The organism is Paenibacillus amylolyticus (assembly GCF_050990605.1).
In the GTDB taxonomy this organism is placed as follows: Bacteria; Bacillota; Bacilli; order Paenibacillales; family Paenibacillaceae; genus Paenibacillus; species Paenibacillus amylolyticus_H.
The window spans coordinates 3353687-3374956 of the sequence record NZ_CP158832.1 but is presented as its reverse complement, the minus strand read 5'-3'; the positions used below and the strand labels follow the sequence as shown (position 1 = coordinate 3374956).

Sequence of the window (21270 nt, the reverse complement as noted above, 5' to 3'; positions counted from 1 at the left end):
TATCTAACCGCTTACACCTCTAGGAACAACATGTTAGCGAAGCATTGGATAGTTTTTTTGAATCAACGGATCAAGGGAATGATGGCTATGCAGAAGTTGCCAATGCTCATTCAGTTAACTCAGGCATGTAAGACATTGATGCCAACATCGATCAATTTGACCTCGTTCAGCAACTGCACCTCAATTTTGGCCCTTGACTTGCGTTTATCAATTTTCCGTATCATTGCTTCTTTGCCGAGGAGTGGTCCGGACGTTACTTTGATTTGGTTCCTGCCGATAATGATATCCGAGTATCCCATTGTTCCGTTGACGCCACATAGCTGGATAAGCCAGTCCATCTGTTCTTTTGGAATTGGAGTGAAAAAATTGGCAGCCTGATCATGCTTGTGAATGCCGCCATTGACCATATACAAAATATACGGCGTTTCCTTGATGTTGTAATATAAATCGTGAATCTGTCCGGTTTGGATAAAAATATAGCCTGGAAACAATACTTTGGTGCAATGACGAGTCTTTCCCTGCTTTCGTTCAGGAATCATTCGTTTGGGTACTAGACAACTCAAGTGCTGTAGCGCATAAAATCGATCCATAAAAAGTTTAATTTCATCTTCTTTCCCACTCTGTACAAAAAAGCTGTACCAGTTCATAGATCCTCCCATGATCTTTTTTATGGACAATTTAAATCCCATTCATTATGTATTATTATAATAAATTACATTTAAGTAAATAAAAAGTGCCTAGGGTCACGGTTCACCCCAGGCACTTTTTACGTCTTTTCACCTAACAGATCGATCAGCCTTGAAGCAAAACGGATAAATTTTTCAGCCCGTATACATTGCTGGGGTTGACGTCGAGCTCATATTCGGGATGCACTTGAAGGCCCGGATAGGTAGTAAGCATCGCTGTCAGCGCCGCTTTGGCTTCCATTCTGGCCAGGTGGGAGCCCATGCAAAAATGGATGCCTTTACCCAGAGCCAAATGGGGGTTATTCTTTCTGCCAAGAATGAACTTATCGCCCTCTTCAAATATGTCCTCATCCCGGTTCGCCGAACCGATCCAATTGACAACATAATCGCCAGGCTCCACTACTTTGCCGCCAATCTCTGTGCGTTTGAGCACTTTGCGAATCGCTCGCTGCAACGGAGAGCGGTAACGCAACATCTCCTCGACAGCCAATGGGATCATTTGCGGATGCTGCGCCAGTTCCTTAACCAGCTCATAGTCATTGAATGTGTAGATGGAGTTGGTGATGAGACTGGTGGTGGTTTCATTTCCAGCGATAAGCAGCATGACACAGCTTGAAATCAGCGACTCGGAAGACAGTTTCTCTCCATCTTCCTCCGCCTGTGTCAGGTCGGATATGATATCATCGGCTGGATTATGGCGTTTCAGTTCAATGATGTCCTGAAAATAGGCCACAAGCTGCGTACTCGCCTGAGCCTGGAGCTGATAAATGCGCATATATTCTTCGGGCGTATTCTCCTGGGGAGCCAGCGTCAGTGTGTTTGCCCAGTCCCGGAATTGCTCGCGGTCGCTTGTGGGAACACCAAGCAACTCGGAAATAACGATCATCGGCAGCGGGGAGGCAAAGTCCTTCACCATATCTATTTCGATGCGTCCTTCAATCGATTCCATCAGCTCCTGGACAATCATATCGATTCTGGACGCCCAGGAGGACATCGCTTTTGGTGTGAATGCTTTGGCCAACAACGCGCGGCTGATCGTATGCTTGGGTTGGTCCTGAAATATGATCGTATCCTGAATAATCGGTGGAGCGAGCACCTTGTTGGAGAAGTATTCCTTATCCTCAGCAACCCGTTTGACATCCTCATATTTGAATACACTCCAGACATCCTCGGGTTCGTAATAATGAACCGGATCTTCCTGCCGCATTTTTTTGTACCATGCAAATGGCTCATATTTCTCCGCGTCGGTCTTAAAACCTGTAACCAAGTTCAAATCGGGAAAACCGCTTCTTTCCTTGATATTCATGCCAATCGCTCTCCTTTATATCCATATGTGCAGAGGGGATGCAGCCCGTTTTATAGATACAGCCACTGGAAAGAGCCAGCAGCTGCCGTAAGGTTTACAACCAGTTCCTAGTACTGAGTAAACGTTTGTTTCATCACTTTTTCCTCCAGATTAATCCGGTTGAACAGTGTAATGAGATGAAGGATAAACAAAGGCACGAATACAGGCCAGGCTTGAGAAATCAGTGCAAAACCGATAAGCTCGGGGATGATATTCAGATAATAATTGGGATGGCGCACCAGTCGGAACAGCGAGCTCTGCACCAGCTTGTGGTCTCTGGCAATGTACAGCTTGTACGTCCAAAAAGGGCTGAGTTTGCGAATAACATAGATGAGACAGCAAAGGGCAAACACATACACGACAAGACCAATTACGGTCAACACATTAAACTGCACATCGTAAATAAAGGCGTATACAATGCAGCTCAGATAAATCAGGTTTTGCAGCACAAACAACACTTTGCTGTTCAGGTTGCCATATTCGGTGCCGCCTCCTGCAACGATCTTTTTCTCGTTACGCATGGCAATAATAACCGATGGTATCCGAATGAGTGAGATGATAATTAACAAAAATCCAATCCACATGGTGACCCGCTCCTTCTTCTCGCTTTTTATATTGGCAAGTATGGAATACATGCATTTCCTCGCCGAGACTTTATCGCTGGAACTTTATTCAATAGGTACTCATCAGGGAGTATCCGGTACCAGTTTCCTCTGGTGTTCTGGATGCGTTGGTTTCAGGGAAACGCTGATGACGTCCTGCAAGGTATGGCATTTATTCAGATCCTCCATACCAATATCAGAGGAAATCCGTGCCTGGAGATGTTGAAGAAGCTGAAGAGCCAGTACAGAGTCCATTCCGTAATCTTCCAGCGAACGCTGCTCGTCCATGTCGTCTGACGGGATTCCCAGCAGAGCTGACATGATGCTTCTGACCTCACGTTCAACCGAAGGATTCGGGGCTGTTGATCCGATAGCTTCGGCTTTGGCAACGGGTACGGTTTCAATCTCTTCTTTACTTGCTTCGAATGAATCCTCCGTCCAAGTATTCTTCATTCCAACCCAGTATTTATCGGGTGCAAATGGATAGGTTGGTAGGGATATCCGCTTGGGACGATCCTCTGTATATAACAACTCCCACGGGATCTCTACGCCCTGCACCCATAGTTCAAGCAATTTATGGTATTTGCGACGTATAATCCATTTTTGCAGCGCTTCGCCGAGTTCTTTATCCTCTCTGAACAGTGCTACCGTCCGTTTGTGAGCAGCAATAGAGCCGAGATGCAGCTTGTGACCTTTCGCAGATTCCAATGAATGCTGCGCATGCACGGAATCATCCGAAACGGTCCACAGGTGCGCTTCCTGAACATAGCCGTCCAGCAAGGATTTTAGCTCTGTAATCGATGCGGCTATGAAGCCTGCACGGTATTCCATCGCTTGTCTTCCTGTCTGAAGTGTACAGGCAATGCGGCGAAGATGTTGAGAAGTGTCCTCCTCCTCATTGCGGAGCAGGACAGCCGTCAGCTGGATCATCTGTTCCCTGAGCCGCTCCTTGCTTTTGGCCGACAGCACGATCGCAACATGAGCGAGCTCGGATTCAGAACCGGTCACCTCATCATGCTGTCCTGGCGGTATATATTCCTCCATAATAACGTGGGCATTGGAACCCCCAAAACCAAAAGAGCTCACTCCTGCCCTGCGAGGAATTTCGCTACCATTGCCTTCTTTGAGTCTCTCCCATTCCTGCGTCTTTCTCACAATGTAGAACGGGCTGTGATCAAGCTGGATATACGGACTGAGCTGCTCTGCATGCAGGCTGGGAACAAGCTTGCGGTGTTTCATCTGCAACAACACCTTAATTACTCCGGCTATGCCGGAAGCAAGCTCCAGATGACCGATATTTGTTTTGACAGAGCCGATGCCACAATATGGGGTTGACTGTCCTAGAGTGGGAGCCTGCCCTGCGGTTGATAAGCCTGTCCTTGCCTCCTGAAATACTGTCTTGAGCGCATTGATCTCTATTGGATCACCAAGTGGTGTGCCTGTGCCATGTGCTTCAATATAATTTATGGTGGAAGGATCAATTCCCGCCCGAGCATACACGGAATTCAGCAGCGCTGTTTGTGCCTTAGGGTTGGGAGCAGTAAGTGAACCTGCCTTTCCGCCGTGATTTTCCCCGCTACCGCGGATCAAGCCGTAAATGTGGTCATGATCACGCTCAGCATCACTCAATTTCTTCAGAAAAATCATTCCAACCCCTTCGCCGCGGCCGTAACCGTTTGCCTCGCTTGAAAAAGTTTTGCAGCGCCCGTCCGCGCTAAGCATGCCCGCTTTGGTCAGACTGATATGTGCATCTACGGACAGGATCGTATTTACACCCCCGGCTACAGCCGTCTCGCAATCCCCGTTTCGAATGGCTTGAACGGCCCGATGAATGGCGACCAGGGAGCTGGAGCAGGATGTTTCGACAGGCTGGCTAGGACCGTGTATGTTCAGTGTGTAGCTCATCCGATTAGGACCGACCGAAGGAACGGTGGCTGTGACGGAGTATGCCTCGACCGCTTCATTTGACTGGGCCAGCATGACATTATATCCGCTGCTGCCTGTGCCAATGAACAGTCCCATGGACGACCCCGACAGGTCTGACGGTGCATATCCTGCATCTTCAATCACTTTCCACACATGCATCATCAGCAAGCGCTGCTGCGGGTCCATGTGCATGGCTTCCTTGGGAGAAATGCCAAAAAACAGTGGATCGAACTCACTGATTCCGCTCATAAATCCCGCATGTTTTACGTTGGTTTTGCCGTTCTCTCTAAGCGGATCACCCATATAATCCTGCCAGCGCCAACGTTCCTCTGGAATCTCCGAAATGCAGTCTTTGCCATCAAGCAGATTATGCCAAAATTGCTCCGCGTTATCGGCCATGGGAAACTTGGCGCTAATACCCACAATGGCTATGGGCTCGGGGCAAGATTGCTGGTCTGAACCCGAATCAAGCTTGCTTCCTGTACCTGCATGGGAACGGGCAGAGGTGTGTTTCTCCTCTTCTGAAGCCGTAGACCGCATTGAAGTTTGCAGCGGTTCTTCCCTTTCGGATGCCCCTGGCACCGAATGTGACATATCATTCAGCGATTCGGGTTGAGGAGCCGTCCTGGCGGAAGAAGGCTGTTTCCACTTAGCGGGATGACTTTGCAGCAAATGAACTGCCAACTCGCGAATAGTGCCATACTCGAAAAAGATGGCGGGAGTCAAACCCAATCCATGGTCGCGGTTCAATCGATCCGCGAGCTCTGTGAACAGAATGGAATCAAAACCGTATTCTGCCCATTCCGCATCACTGTCCAAATCGTAGGTGCTGACTTTCAACAGGGAAGACACCGTTTGGGATAATAAAGATAGAACCTGTCCCTCCTCCCACTGATTTTCCTGAAACGAATACGTCATTGCAGATCCCGTAACAGGGTTGGAAGTTTCATTCATATGCTGAACAATGTCCGCGTCCTTAACTTCAGAAGAGGATGTATCCGCACGGTGCAATTGCGATCTCTTTTCCTTCGTTGTCTCTCCAAGTGATTGATCTGCAGCCTGAATCCAGTAACGATTTCTGGCAAAAGGATACGTTGGTACACGAACAATGGTTGGTTTTGTCTGAAGATCGTCATACAAAGTTCTCCAGTCCATCCCTTGTCCCTGCTCCCACAAGGCAGCCCATTGATGAAGCCTCTCTGGCGAAGCACTTTTTTTCACCGAAGACATTTCATAAGGTGTTTCACTGGAATGTTGTTGTAATGATGACTGGCCTTTCAGGAACTGATCGATCTGTTCCACCAGTTCACTGTGGCTGCTGCCGGTGCAAGCAACCCTGTATTTCATGTCCGTTCTTCCAACCTGAAACGTGTAGGCAATGTCAATTAGGCGCTCAGACAAATCACCGTTTTCCAAATAAAGACGAACCTGGCGAGCGTATTCGATCAATCTTTCCTGTGTTCTGGCCGAGATCGGAAGAACGACTTCACCATTGCCTGAAGCATGCGCTTCATCGGAATACACATCTAGTGCAGAACGATCTGTCCATGAGACAGCAGTTGGAATATATTCCTCTACGATCAGATGTGCGTTGCTTCCGCTTGCGCCAAAAGAACTCAACCCGGCACGAACAGGCCACTCCGCGTAGCGCCCATTCTGTTGTCCATGACGGCGCTCCCAGTGCTCCGTCGTCCGCTGCACGTGGAAGCAGGTATTCTCAAACGGAATCAGCGGGTTCAGCTCCTCGGCATGCAGCGAAGGAAACAGCTCCCTGTGCTTGATTTGCAGCATAAGCTTGGTTAGCCCGGCGACACCTGCCGCTGCTTCCAGGTGTCCAATGTTGGACTTCAGTGAACCGACAGCACAGTTTCGGCCCGGATTACGGGTGTTTCGAAAGGCTCGCTCCAGCCCCTGAATTTCAATGGGGTCACCCAATGAGGTTCCCGTTCCATGGGCTTCGATATATCCGATGCTTTCTGGCTCGACACCTGCTGCCACGAGTGCATCTGCAATGACTTCCGATTGGGCAACTGGATCTGGTACCGTCGTTCCGGATGTTTTGCCAGCATGATTCAGAGCCGAGCCCTTAATGACGCCATACACCGGATAACCTTGCTTGCTAGCTTCAGCTACCGTTGTGAGCAGGACAGCACCTACCCCTTCACTTGGCACATAGCCGTCCCCATCCTTGCCAAAGCTGCGACATTTTCCGTCCGATGACAGAAACTTGGCCTGTTTCAGAAATACATACTTATGGGGATGGGTGACCAGATTCACACCCCCTGCTATGGCATACTGGCTCTGTCCATGTCGAATGCTCTCGCAGGCCAAATGTATGGCTGTCAGGGAGGATGAGCACATGCTGTCTACAGCGATGGATGGACCATGGAAATTCAGGTGGTAAGAAACCAGATTGGCGATGGCTGAAGCGTTGCTGCCCATGGCCGTAGGAGTGCCCTGCTGCGTCATGGCTGCGCCAAGCAGTTCATAATGGTTCCAGAACACGCCAGCAAATACACCGACATTCCTCTTATCTGCTGGTGCATCATAATGCTTGTCACGTTCAATAGCAAAGCCTGCATCCTCACAGGCTGTCCAGGCCGCCTGCAAAAACAAACGTGCCTGTGGGTCCATCCTCTCGGCTTGAAGAGGTGAAATTTGGAAGAAGGCCGGGTCAAAGTCATCGATCATGTCCAGAAATCCGCCTGCCGGGTAATATTCAGAAGCGGAATACGGAAGATGCAGCCCCGCCCAGCGTTCATCCGGCATGGAAGTGATGCAATCTCGTCCCTCCTTCAATATCCGGGCCAATTCGTCCATGTTGTTTGCCGAGGGATACCTTCCCGCCATGCCAATGACAGCAATATCTTCCGGATCAGATGGTTGCGGCAGATGAATGGCCGTGCCTTCTCCCATAACGGACTGAATACGGGATTTATTCCCGTATACAATTACAACCTGCGAAACATCCTGTGCAATAATCCGGTCAATAAGCGTCATTCCCTCAGCCAATGGCAGCGGCATTAAACCTGAGGACATATACATGCTGCTGCGAATATGATCATTCACTTGCATACCGCCATCTGTCCATAGCGGCCAGTTAATCGTAAAATAGCGTGGAACTGCTGCTTCTGCCCCACCTTTCTCCTGATGATTCAACAAAAGTCTGTCCATACAGCTGTTGGCCACAGCATAATCAGCTTGCCCTTTGTTGCCTACAATGGCTGACAGGGAGGAAAACGCAACCGTGAACTCTGGCTTAAGATCATTCAAGGCCTGCTCCAGATTCCAGAGTCCATCCATTTTGGGCTTTAACACCTGCTCCAGATCGGACAAAGGCTTTTGCAGAATCAACTGGTCTTTGGCAGTTCCTGCACAGTGAAAGATCCCCGTGATCCCGCCATACTGATCCCGAATCTGCAGGACAGCCTGCTTCATCTCGGCCAGAACGGTTGTATCGGCCTGAATATACATGGCTTCTGCACCGTTGATGCGCAGGGGATCCAGTTTGCTCTGAATGTTCTCACTTAGGGGTGAACGTCCGATAAGAACCAGCTTGCATCTGCATTGTCGGGAAAGATGAACAGCCAGCGCATATCCCAGCCCGCCCATGCCGCCGGTAATAAGATAGACTCCGTCAGGCTTATAGGGTTTTTCCAATGCAGCCCCCGGAACAGGTATCTCCACCAGCTTGCGAACATGCCGTTGAAGGGAGTCTCCTTTGTACCATATGGAGACAGCAGACCCTGACGAGATGTTTTCGGATTCAATGCGAAGTTGACGAATCAACGTCTCATCCATGGAGCTTTCATGCAGATCCATACTTATTAATTGAGCTCCAAAGGCTGGAAGCTCCATCGCAGCCGTCTTTACCAGCCCTTCAAATCCGTGAATGTATCCTCCCCTGTCACGGGAATCCGACAGCACTTGAAGAACGATTCGTTTGCCCGCTTTCGGGTGAATTGCTTTTGCCTGGATCATTTCGTATAACGCGGTTACCTTCTGGCGGTACAGATCAGCGTCCATGGACGAATGATCAGGCAATTGATGAACCTCGTATATGTCAGACTGAAGCTCCATTTTGGCAGCAAGAGCTGAATAGTTGCCATAGAGAACAACGATCCGGTACGGGGTGGGTTCTGACTGAGGCTCTTTTCCATCCGCTATCGTGTGTCGGACAGATTCAGCCTCATGGATATCGCCGGTTTCAATCCATTTAGGCTCATAACACACAGGCTCTCCATTTCCTTCGATTTCTCTGGCTGATGCTGGTATTTCCGAATGCATCGCAGGTCGTTCATCAGTCGAATGGCTGCTTTGGGAGGGGAGCGTGTTCAAGTCCACATGTTCCGACACCGCTGCTGCCTCATTCCAGACGTCGGAACAATGGGTGTGCAGGTATTCGGTCAACGCCTGCACGGAAGAGTGTTCAAACAACAGCGTTGGATAAAGTTCCATGTTCACCCGGTTTTCCAGCCGTTTCACCAGCTCAAGCAGATGCATGGAATCCAGCCCCTGCTCATAGAAGCCTGCCCGCTCATCCACCGCTTCAGGTAAAATGTGCAGCATGCGTGCGATTTCAGCTTTCACATAAGCCGAAATCGTGGAACGGACCTGATCTTGAGAGCCCGCAGGCATTACAGCTGGCTTTGTCCATTCGGAACTTTCAGCTATTGCCGGTTCAGAAGCTGGTTTGTTGTTGCGTCCCATTGTCATTGGGTTTGTCAGTCCGGTAATGGATGCGGCATGGCGAACTCTTTTTGCCTTCAGATGCACAAATTCCGCAAGCAATCTGCCCTCTCGATCTGTAACAGCAATGCTGCGGGAGATGATATCCCCACCGGAAAGATCACTTGGTGTTTGTTGGGTAAACGTGCGAATCTCAGCTGGGAAACGGTCGTATATAACAAATCGTTCAATCATGAACGGAATGTATGGCGGAACTTCTGCATCCAGACTGCCGACATTCCCCAGGCGGAAGGACGACCCGGCAAAGGTCGCCCCATCCAACAGGGCCACATGAGCGTGGAACTTGTCCAGATACTGCTCGGCCAGGCTGCTCAGCCGGATATCCATCCACTCCATTTGGTCTTGTCTGTAGACATCTCCGTGGTTTTTCATAAAGGAAAAATGCTGTATATCCGCCTGGCGGGCGAGTTGATAGATCTGATCCATATCCCACGTCTGGAGCCCAACCGTGTCTTTGGAAGGCAGCGGGTGTGTATGCTGTACAGGCTCCTTCCCGCCGAGCAAATACAGCTTGCATTCCATATTCAGAACATCAGATGAAGGCGGCTCACCGTCTTTTGGTACTTTTCGGCTATGAATCGTGACTTGCGCCTGACTCTCATCCATATTCATGGACAATGTCAGCATGATATCCACATCAAAATCGGTCGAAGTGACAATAGGCTGTGTAAACACGATATCCCGAAGTTCAATGGAGGTTGTACGCAGATGGCTTCCGCTCAGTCGGTATACCATATCCAGCAGCACCACACCCGGAAGGGTGCAGACGCCGTGAACACGATGATCTCTCACGAAATAGTCGCTGTGGCGCAATCGCTGTAAAAATGATTCGGTTGCGGGCAATGTCATGATCCGTGTCACTCCCTTCTCATAGCTTGATGAAATCAAAAAAGCTCGATTGCTCCGAATGTTCTGGTAGCTGTTGCATTGGCAGCACAGGTGAAACATTGGACGAAGTCTCCACCGATTCCGTTGTCTTAACGGGTGGCCAGCAATACTTGCGTTGAAAAGGTGAATCAGGGGAACGAAGCGGCAGGCTCACCATGCGTTCGGCAGGAATGCCTTCATTGCTTACAATGACGTGTGCGTTATTGCCTCCAAGTCCGAATGCACTAATGCCTGCCCGCAGTATGTCGCTTGGACCACTTCCCCACGGCTGGTGCTGCTGTACGATATAAAAAGGAGATTCCCCGAACTGGAACCGCGGATTGGGTTGGTCGCAGTGAATCGTCGGCGGAAGCTCACGGTGAGCAAGGGAGAGCAGCACCTTGATCAGGCTGGCAATGCCGGATGCACTTAGCAGATGCCCGATATTGCTTTTGACACTGCCAACGCCGCAAAACTGGCGCTGATTTGTATATTTTGCAAACACACCTGTCAAAGCCTTAAGTTCAATGGGATCACCGATCAGTGTCCCTGTTCCATGTGTCTCGATATAGCTGATGGTGGAAGGATGAATGCCTGCATGTGAAATCGCTTTTTCCAGCAATTCCTGCTGGGCTTCCGGGTTAGGTGTGGTAATGCCCATCGTTTGTCCATCATTGTTGATAGCGGTACCATCGATAACCCCATAGATCGCGTCCTGATCTGCAATAGCTGATGACAGCGGTTTAAGTAATACAACGCCGCAGCCTTCACCTAGCCCGATGCCGTTTGCGTCCGCACTGAACGTTTTGCAACGAGAGTCCGGGGATAATACGCTGGCAGCTCCCAGCATCTCGTAAGGCGCATCATCAAGCAAAATGTCCACACCGCCCGCAAAAGCGAGATCGCATTCCCCATCCAGCAGACTTCGTACAGCAAGATGGACTGCGGTAAGTGAACTGGAGCAAGCGGTATCCACCACCATATTGGGACCTTTCAGATTATAAAAATGGGACAGATGTGCAGCGATAAAGTTTTGGCCGATGCCAACGATTGTATCTTTGGTGCTGCCGCCCAGCTTGGACGAAAAGTTGCTCGCTCTGGAGCCAACAAAAACGCCGGTCTGCGAATTCCATAAACGTTCCCGGCTGTAACCTGCATCTGCGGCAGCCTCCACGCTCACTTCCAGCAGCTGGCGCTGGAGCGGATCGAGCTGCTCTGCCAGCGTATCTGTTATTCGGAAAAATTCGGGATCAAACTGTTCAATGTCCCGAATGAACGCCCCAATGCGCCTGCTGGAAGCGAAGTTCCTATTAGTGCTGCTTTCTGTCAACCTCAAGCGTTCCGCCGGGATCTCGGTCATACTATCTTTGCCCTTTTGCAGATTGGACCAGAATTGGGCCGGACTCTCGGCATCAGGAAAATGACAGGCGACCCCAACAATTGCGATTTTATCCCGCTTCTTGGTTTGTTCCAGCTCCGCTGGTTTTCCTTGTGCTTCATCCACAGCATCATTCGATTCGATCAGTCCGGTGTGACCATCCATGCCTTGTTCAGCATGCAGCACAGGAGGAATGGAAGTATTTGAACGAACATCAGAAGGTTTTCCATTTGAATTTTCCACCAACTTAGAGTTGGGTTCCATTAGCAGGTCGGTCAAAGATTCGGGATAGATCCGAACCAGGTGTTTTGCTAATTGGCGCAGTGTTGGATGTTCAAGCAGCAGCGAAGGGTCTGTTGCAACATGCTGCAGCTCTCGATCCATGACCGTCAGAACCTGGACAAGCAGGATCGAATCCATTCCATAGTGCTGAAATGGGGTGTCTTCATCCAGTCGGGATTCGTCCAATCTCAGTTCTTTTGCCATCAAAACCTTGAGCCACGCTCCTGTCTTGTTCTCCAGCTCCTCCGTAAGGCTTGCGGTCATCCGCTCCACTGGGCGTGGAATTAACGGAGTGGATAACTGCTGTACTTCACTTAAAAATTCGTCTGCCTGTAGTTCCGCTTGTTGCTCTCTCTTGTGAAAATGTTCCGATGCAATTACAGCCGGCAGAATAACGGGTCCCCTGTTTTCTCTAATAATGTGATCCAGCCATAACATTCCTTCTGCATCGGTGATGCCGAGAAGGCCGCTCTGGCGATATGCTTCGCTTGTGACCTCACCAAAACCGGATTCCTGCCAGCTTGGCCACTGGATGCTGATGACCGGGAATGGAGAGATGGCACTTTCTTGGGATGCGGCTTCGGCAAAATAGTCCATATACGCGTTAGCCATCACATAATCGCTCTGCCCTGCTCCCAGCGAAGGCATCGCTGAGGACACGGAGGAGAACAGCACAAAGAAACGCAGTGGCTCCTGCCTGAACGCATGAAACAATGCATGCACCCCGCCTGTTTTTGGATCAAGCACCCGCTGCATGGCATCCGCCTGCTTGCGAATAAACGCCGGATTGGCAGTATCCACGTTGCCAGCACAATGAATAACCCCTCCAATAGGACCCATTGAGCGCTTAACTCTGGCTATTTCTGCCTGAATGGCGTTTACGTTTGTAAGAGAGATATCTGTAACAAGCACCTCCGCCCCCAGTTGTTCAAGTTCTAACAAGGATCTGATTTTGGCGCCCGTCGCAGTGTCATGGCTTGCATATACGTCCCATTCCTCCCGCTGTGGAATGGCTTCCCGTCCAGTCAATAACAGCCGCTTCACGTTGTGATGCTTCACGAAATGGCGAGCACATGCCATTCCAAGGCCGCGGGTCCCTCCGGTAATCCACAACACCTGGTTTGCTTCCAGGAAAGGTCGTTCCGGATTGGTTGAAGATTCCGTAACATCTTGGTTCATACCCGACCCATATGGAATCTCACGCATATAGGAACGCCAGCGTTTGCCATCACGGTAGCATATCTCCGGTTCCCGATCTGTTTGCTGGAACTCTGTTGTAATGCATTCAATCTTTGCCTCTTCCGATGCTGATGGATCAACATCCAGATGTCTGGATTGGATGCCTCGGTATTCGGATTGCAGCATGCGGAACAGACCCGCACGAGAGGCGTGGGCCAGATTCACTTTCGAATTACGGAACGACTCCAGGCCACAAGTCACCAACAGCAGCAGCATCCCCTCATGGCCATGGACTTCTATGACGTCCTGTACAAGCTTCAACCATTCTGTTCGGATCTGTTCTTGGCAAGCATCATCAACAGTGGTCTGTTTCATGCATGCTGTCAGATCAATCAAACCTGTCAGTCCATGCTGCAAACGTTCCTCATCTTGGAGCCGATCGTGTCGCGGATCATCCAACTGTTCTTCATTCAAAACGACCGTATGTTTAAAATGTTCTGTTAATCTCGCAGCAAGGGCCGCTGAATCCCGATTGGCAAGAATCAGAATCATTCCAACAGGATCACTTTCGTCAGAGATGGATGCAATATCCGCAAGCTGCCAGTCTTTGTGATAAGCAGTCATTTGGCGCTCCGGTGCTGCTTTCTGAATTCCAGCAGATGCGGCAGAGTTGAGACGATGCACATGTTCAGGGACAACGGCTTCCTCAGGCGATTCAAACCAGCAGCGCTCGCGCTCAAACGGATAGCCAGGCAGACTAATTCGACGAGGCTGTCGTGTGGGGTATAGAACACTCCAGTCCGCTTTGATGCCTTTCACCCACAGATCCAGTACTTTTCCGTAAATTCCTTCATTTAACCAACGGCTCACCACTTCGCCAAAATGCTCATCCATGGCAATTGCTGCCTGCACAGCCTGATAGGATTTGACATTTCCCAGGTACATTCCATCTATTCCGTCTACTTGTTCATTTGTGTTCTCATCTCCCAGGAAAAGTTGAAGACGTTCCTTCAACTCCTGAACGGATCGCAGTACGAATCCGAGGCGTTCTTCCATCTCCTGTCTTCCGGTTTGAAGCGTAAATGCCACGCGCTCCAGCCAACGTTCCGGTTCTTCCTCTGCTCCTCCGGTGAGATGCTTCTCATTCACAGCAGTGAGCAAACGTCTGGCTCGTTCCCTGAGAGCGGATCGGGTTCGCGCCGAGAGCACAATGATGAAAGCTCCTCCTCTTGTTGCTTCGTTGAACGTTGCCCCCTCATGTGGAGGGTAATGTGCTTCCTCAATAATCAGGTGTGCATTGGAACCACCCGCACCAAATGAAGACAAGCCCGCCCTGCGCGGAATCTGGACACGTTTGCCGTTTTCCATCCGCTGCAACGGCTTCCACGGTTCAGCGTCCCGCTGTACACGAAACGGGGTCTGCGCAAAGTCTATATGCGGATTGGCCGGGTCTGAATGCAGAGAGGGCACCAGCTGTCCATGTTTCAGCTGAAGCAAAATTTTGGTCAGTCCGGCAATGCCCGCCGCACTTTCGGCGTGTCCGATGTTGGACTTTACTGACCCGAGAGCGCAAAATTGCTGCTGGTCCGTAGATTCTGCAAACGCTTTGCTCAGACCGGCAACCTCAATCGGATCACCGAGCGATGTACCTGTCCCGTGAGCCTCCACATAGGTAATGGTATCGGCGGAGATGTTCGCCTCAGCAATGGCTCTCCCTATGACACATGACTGTGCTGCCGGATTGGGCACGGTATAGCCATTTGTTTTTCCACCGTGATTCAGTGCACTGCCTTTAATAACCCCGTAGATATGATCTCCGTCTTCGATTGCCTTGTTGAGCGGCTTGAGAATGACTGCTCCGACACCCTCACCAGGAACATAGCCGTCCCCTTGTGCACCAAAGCTTTTGCATCGGCCTTCGCTTGAAAGGAAGCCACCCTGGTTCAGTAAAATATACTTGTTTGGATGAATCGATACGTTGACACCGCCCGCCACCGCCACCTCGCATTCCTTCAATATAAGACTCTGACAGGCCAGATGAATCGCAGTCAAGGAAGAGGAGCACATCGTATCAACAGCCATGCTTGGTCCATTGAAATTGCAATAATACGATAGTCGGTTGGCGATAGATGCCGGATTGCCACTTAAAGCAACGGAGGAATCTCCCTTGGCCTGAGCCTGAGCGGCGTACAGCTGGTATTCCTCGTACATGACTCCAACGTACACGCCAACCCTGTTTCCCCAAGTATCTCCGGTTGCAGAAGCCAAACCCTCCGGTGTATACCCCGAATCCTCAATCGCTTCATACGCCGTTTCCAGGAAGAGCCGCTCCTGCGGATCCATCATCTGTGCCTCTCTAGGCGAGATATGGAAAAACAAGGGGTCAAAACGATCCACACCCTGGATGAAGCCTCCCCACTTGCTGCCAGACTTCGGTGAATTCGTGTCCGTATGGTGAATATGCAGCCTGTAATCCCAGCGATCCAACGGAATTTCAGTGACACTGTCCCTGCCTTGCATCAAGTTATCCCAAAATTGTTGCAGATCGTCCGCCTCGGGGTACCGTCCGGACAGGCCAATAATGGCGATATCCTTGTCAAGTGAACGCACTTGAGCATCTGCTGGCGCCGAGGGGCGCTGAGCTGGACGCTGGAAGGCACGAAATGGAAGGTGCTGCAGGCCGGATCGCGCACTCTTAGTCTTCTCCGAACGTTCCTTACGTTCTTCATATGGCAGCGCAGGAACCGGAATCAGGCGATTAACGGTATCGCGGTGGGTCTTGATCAGATATCCACTCAACTCTTTGAGCGTCTGATATTCAAAAAGCAGTGTTTTGGACAACGGCCCGAAAGTACCCTCAAGCTGATCCGTCAATTGGGTAATGCTAATCGAGTCTATACCATACTCTTCCAGTCGGGCGTGGCTTACAATTTGATCTGCGGGCACTTTGAGTACCGCGGATAAGGACTTTTTCAGAAAACTATCCAATGCTTCCGCCAGTATATTGTCTGCTGCTGTTGTCTGTGCTTGCTTCGCCAAACGATCCGCTCGCAGACTGGTATGACTTGTACGCGGTAATGGTACGCTCTCAGGAACGAACGGTGCTGACGGGAAAGCGCTCGGGTATCGCTGGCTCAGAAATGCGGAAGCAGATTGCAGCGTTGGATATTCCACAAATAGAACATAACTCACATCCAGCCCACATTGCTCGTTCAACCTTTGGGCCAAGAGCGTTAATTGAGGCTGGTCCAGTCCGCATTCAAGCCAATCCGCTTCGCGGCTAATCTCATCTGGTCCCACACCAAGCAGTTCCGCAGCCAATGTTTGCAACACAGACATGGCACTTGCTTCTGAAACGAATGGGGTATCCTGCGTTGTACGGTTCATATTCCAACGTGCCTCCAGGCTGGAAATCAGCTTCGGAATATCTCCTTGTACCCCAATGATTTCACATTCTGTGGACTGAAAAGCTCTGTACAGCAGCATAATACCTGCTTCAAGATCCAGTGGACGCATTCCCGTACTTTCCCATAACCCCTTCTCTTCAATAGGGCTTAAATGCATGCCGCCATCTTTCCATAACGGCCAGTGGATGGCCAGGGTCCTTCCTTGCCGTTTGCCGGCAAGCATTAACTGATGACGATACTGTGCATAGCTGCCCATATATCCGTTGGCCGCAGCGTAATCGCATTGGCCCGGATTTCCATATACTCCCGATATGGAGGAGAACAGGATAAAAAAGTCCAGCTTCATGTCCCGGGTTGCTTCATCCAGATGTAAGGTGCCAGCAACTTTTGGAGCCAGCACCTGCTCCATTTCGGCTTTTGTTTTGTTCAAGATGTACTGATCTCCCGTTAAACCTGCGCTATGGATGATTCCATCCAGACGGCCGAAGCTATGCTGAATATAAGCAACAAGCTTCGAAGTATCTTTTTCGCGGGATATATCTCCTTGGCGATAGATGATCGTGGTACCATTTGTTTTCAAGGATTCCCACGCTTGCTGCTGATTGGCTGATATGTCTGATCTACCTGTCAAAATCAGCGTTGCGTTGACTACCTTAGAGGCAATCTCCCGGGCAAAAATATGGCCCAAGCCACCTGCCCCTCCTGTAATCAGGTACACACCGCCATTCTTCCAAGGCATGGCATCCGTTTCAGCAGGCAGATGGAGGGATTTCCAGTGAAGCACTCTCCGTTGTGCGTCTTGATAGCCGATATATACATGTTCAGACTCTCGGTTGGCTATTATTAGTTCGGCAGCACGATTGGCATTACGCGGTTCTCGAGGCCGGATCTTCGATTCTGAATAATATCCCTCTCCCTCTTCCATATCTTCAATGAACTGAACATGAATTCGGGGATTTTCCAGTGCCGCAGTTCGCAGCAATCCGGTTAATCCGCTATATAGCCGAAAATGATCTTCACGGCTGTACAGCAGCTGAATAAGCACATTCTCAGCATTGGATGAACTGCTCACCAGTTGTTGAAGTACGTGAAGTACCTGGGTTGAAGCAGACGCAAACCGTTGGGAGCTTGCACCAATGTTGTTAATATCAGCAACCTTTTGAGAACCAAGCGCTACGATCTCGGTTGATATTTGCTCTCGCTTCAGTCTTTCCTTTATTTCCTCCGAAAGTTCTGCCCAAGGTTCAGCCAATATTACGATATGCCTGTCATAAGCGGGCCTCCACTTATTCAGGACAGCGGCGGTTTTTTCCCAACGAGGTACCAACATGGCTGTTGTTCGCGCATCAGGCTCATCCCCCGGAACTATACCGTTCTTCAAGGCTCTGCAGCAAAGTCCCTGAATAAGAACACATGGAACCCCTGTACTGGAGAACAAATCAATATCCAGCTTAGGCATGGCATCTGCAGCGGAGGAAGCGGAATCAGAGCTGTAACGCACATGAGCCCACATTTCTTCAGTGCAGGGGCCCAGAACCTGAATTTCATCCATGGCATAGGGAATCGGCAGCATGGCATTTGCGTTTTCCAGCTCTTTGCCTTCTTTTTCCTCCTTGTCCTCCATCCACAGCCCGATCGCGGATTGCAAAGCCCCGTCCAGGATGGCTGGATGCAGTACATAGGATTGCATTTCATGTTTTAGTATAGAAGGCAGGCGAAGCTGTCCTAACACCTCACCTTCTCCCACGTTTAACTCAACCAATAACCGATGGGCGGGCCCATAGTTGAGACCACCTTGTTCGTAAATTTTGTAGCATTGATCCGCAGATAATCGTTTGGTGTTGCAGCGTGCCTTTATCTCGCCCGGATTAATCGCCATTGCTGCTGCAAGCTCGGGTTCCAGTGAGACAATACTGGCATAACCGCTGCTGTGCACCCTTTCGCTCGATTCATCCGCAGACACCCCGCTGTACATTTCATATTGAATAGGCTGCTCCTCTAATGAGGCATGTAATCGAATATGCAGAGGCACCGGCGTCTCCCTGACAACAAGAGGACGCATCCACACATGGTTATTCAAAACAACTGCAACATTCTCTCCTTGCTGCTCGCCTAGAGCATCGCTGACTGCAGCGTGCGCCATTTCAAGGTAGGCCGCACCGGGTAGAATCCGCTCTTGTCCGATCCGATGATCATTCAGGTAAAATTCCTGGCCGGTCAGAACTGTCACGTATTTTTGCTCCGACAAGTTGGACTTATTCTCATGAAGCAGTGGATGAATAAAAGGAATATGACCGGCGTATCCGTTAGGGGAAGAATCCCGCTTCATCTGGAATTCCACAGAAGGTTCATCAGAGACCCAATACCGTTCTTTGGCAAATGGATACGTAGGCAGGCTAATCTTATAGTGTCTGAATCCGTCATGGAGCAAGTTCCAGTCCACATTCAGGCCTTTCACCCAAAACTCCAGCAATTTTCCGAATTTGCGTTTGGTAATCCAGTTCATTAGAGTATGGCTCATGTCTGCATCGGTTGAAAGTATGGATAGCGGCTGTTGTGCATCGCCTGCATATCCCACATACATGTCGTCCATATCCTGATCTCCCGAACAGTAGCTTTCCAGTTTCGAGCTCAGTTCCTGTAGCGAATCTGTCACGATGCCAAGACGCATGTTCATCATCTCACGTCCGGTTTGCAGCGTATAAGCGATGTTCGCCAATTGTTCCTCTTGATATCGATTGGATCGCAGAGCCGTTAACATGCGTTCACACAACTCACGAAGCTGGTCTTCATTCCGGGCTGACAAAACGATAAGCGCCTGCTGCTTAGCTGGTTTATCCTGCTCAGCCAGAAACATATCTGACTGCTCGGGACAATATTCCTGCACAATGATATGGGCATTGGAACCCCCGGCACCAAATGAGGAAATTCCCGCAATCCGCGGGACTTCCCGTGCAGAGTCTCCTGAATCTATCGTTTTTCTGTCCCAGTCACTTAATTGCTTCTGCACTGTAAAAGGTGTCTTGTCGAACTGAATGTGTGGATTAGGCGGATCCGCATGAATGGAAGGAACCAGCTGCCGATGCTTCATCTGCAAAAGGACCTTGGTCAGGCCTGCAATGCCTGCTGCACTTTCGCAATGACCAATATTCGATTTGGCTGAGCCAATGGCACATTTGTTGTTCGCTGCGTTCCCTTTCCTAAATGCCTGGGTTAACCCTGTAATTTCGATGGGATCTCCCAGTGAGGTGCCTGTCCCGTGAGCTTCGATGTAGCTGATGTCTGCAATGTCGATTCCTGCCTCAGCAACGGCTGTTTCAATAACCTCCGCCTGTCTGGAAGGATTGGGAACCGTATAACCGTTCGTTTTGCCGCCGTGGTTAACAGCAGTTCCTTTAATGACGCCATAGATATGATCACCGTCGGCTATGGCACGGTTTAAAGGTTTAAGCATTACAGCCCCTACACCTTCTCCGGGGACATAACCGTCACCGCCTTCACCGAAGCTTTCGCAGCGACCTTTCGAAGAGAGGAATTGCCCCTGTGTTAACATCACATATTTATTGGGGTGAACAGATACATTGACACCTCCGGCGATTGCGGTTCGGCATTCTTTTTTACTCAGACTCTGACAGGCCAGATGAATGGCCGTGAGAGACGAGGAGCACATGGTATCTACTACCATGCTGGGCCCATGAAAATTACAAAAGTACGAGACACGATTGGCAATGGAAGCCGGATTACCGTTTAATGCCAATGGCTCTCTACCCGCAATCCTGGCTTCAGCGCCATACAGCTGATACTCCTGATACATGACTCCTGTGAACACACCGACATTCCCTATCTGATCCGGGGGGGCATCTGGACCTGCGGCCTGTTCGCGGGTATATCCCGCATCCTGAAGCGTCTCGTACACACATTCCAGAAACAGTCGCTCCTGTGGATCAATTCGTTCAGCTTCCTTCGGAGAAATCTGAAAAAAGAGTGGATCAAAACGATCCACTCCATCCAAAAACCCACCCCATTTTCCAGAATGTTTTCCTTTGCTCGCTTTCATCTCGGTATGAATCCGGTAATCCCAGCGATCTTCCGATATTTCGGTGATGCAGTCCTTCCCGTGTTTCAGGTTCTCCCAGAACTGCTCCAGATTACCAGATTTCGGATATCGTCCTGACATGCCAATGATGGCAATGTCCAGAGATTTGCTGTGCACATGTTCTTCGCTGATCAATTCTCCGCCTGCGCTGGTCGCAGCTGTAATTTTTCTCCGCGAGCCAGCAGACGGCTGCCGCTTATTGAGCGAGTTCGGGCTTTCAGACTTCCGTATTGTGCTGGACTCCAGCTCTGAAGTACGGAGTTGCAAGTCTGGATTGCTTTTCGCCCGCGTCCCTGTGAGCTGCTCCAGTCGTTCCCGGTGATGGCTCATGAAATACCCGGCAAGCTCCGCTATATTTTGGTATTCATAGAACAATGTCTTGGACAGCGGACCAAATTGCTGTTCCAATTGATCCGTCAATTTCATCACCATCACGGAATCAATGCCATAGTTCTCCAGAGGTGCTTGTGCATCGATCTGCCTTTCCGGCAGCATAAGACTAGAGGACAACACTTTTTTCACATAACGAATGGCTTTGTCGCTGGTATCGTCCTCACTCTCTTCATGAGGCGTCTCTCTCAAGCTTGACTCCTGTTTTCCAGATTCGGACAACAGTCTTTGCAGCTGCTCCGCTGCCTGCTGATCGCTGAGCTTTCCTTGCTGAATCTTGCGATACAATGTGGATAGTTGGTCTTCCAAAGCGATCACCTCCTTAAAGAAAAACGTCAATCGATATCATTGCTGAAAAAGTTA

General features: G+C 50.0%; 4 protein-coding genes and 3 pseudogenes. All 7 read right to left on the bottom strand.

Going from position 1 to position 21270, the window contains the following annotated elements; all coding sequences use genetic code 11:
- Nucleotides 1-119: 119 nt before the first annotated feature.
- A complete protein-coding gene (loaP, locus tag ABTV53_RS14975; RefSeq protein ID WP_433743598.1) occupies nt 120-647 on the bottom strand; it encodes an antiterminator LoaP in 528 nt (175 codons plus the stop codon).
- Nucleotides 648-792: 145 nt separating this feature from the next.
- Nucleotides 793-1992, bottom strand: a complete 1200-nt coding sequence (locus tag ABTV53_RS14970) for a cytochrome P450 (protein WP_433743595.1) — start codon at nt 1990-1992, stop codon at nt 793-795.
- Nucleotides 1993-2099: 107 nt separating this feature from the next.
- The gene (locus tag ABTV53_RS14965; RefSeq protein WP_341007695.1) at nt 2100-2615 is read right to left on the bottom strand and encodes an isoprenylcysteine carboxylmethyltransferase family protein; all 516 of its coding nucleotides are present in this window, start codon (nt 2613-2615) and stop codon (nt 2100-2102) included.
- Nucleotides 2616-2717: 102 nt separating this feature from the next.
- Nucleotides 2718-2957 (bottom strand): annotated as a pseudogene (locus tag ABTV53_RS14960) (acyl carrier protein); the annotation flags it as partial.
- A gap of 438 nt (nt 2958-3395) precedes the next feature.
- Nucleotides 3396-5000: pseudogene (locus ABTV53_RS14955) on the bottom strand (type I polyketide synthase); the annotation flags it as partial.
- Between the two features lie 243 nt (nt 5001-5243).
- A pseudogene (locus ABTV53_RS14950) lies at nt 5244-10157 on the bottom strand (SDR family NAD(P)-dependent oxidoreductase); the annotation flags it as partial.
- A 19-nt stretch (nt 10158-10176) separates the two neighbouring features.
- Nucleotides 10177-21216: an SDR family NAD(P)-dependent oxidoreductase gene (locus ABTV53_RS14945; RefSeq protein WP_433743592.1), complete on the bottom strand. Its 11040-nt coding sequence runs from the start codon at nt 21214-21216 to the stop codon at nt 10177-10179.
- Nucleotides 21217-21270: the final 54 nt, after the last annotated feature.

What these genes read in the sequence shown, in the direction of transcription:
- loaP (WP_433743598.1), bottom strand. Translation starts at nt 647, where the DNA reads ATGAACTGGTACAGCTTTTTTGTACAGAGTGGGAAAGAAGATGAAATT.
- ABTV53_RS14970 (WP_433743595.1), bottom strand. Translation starts at nt 1,992, where the DNA reads ATGAATATCAAGGAAAGAAGCGGTTTTCCCGATTTGAACTTGGTTACA.
- ABTV53_RS14965 (WP_341007695.1), bottom strand. Translation starts at nt 2,615, where the DNA reads ATGTGGATTGGATTTTTGTTAATTATCATCTCACTCATTCGGATACCA.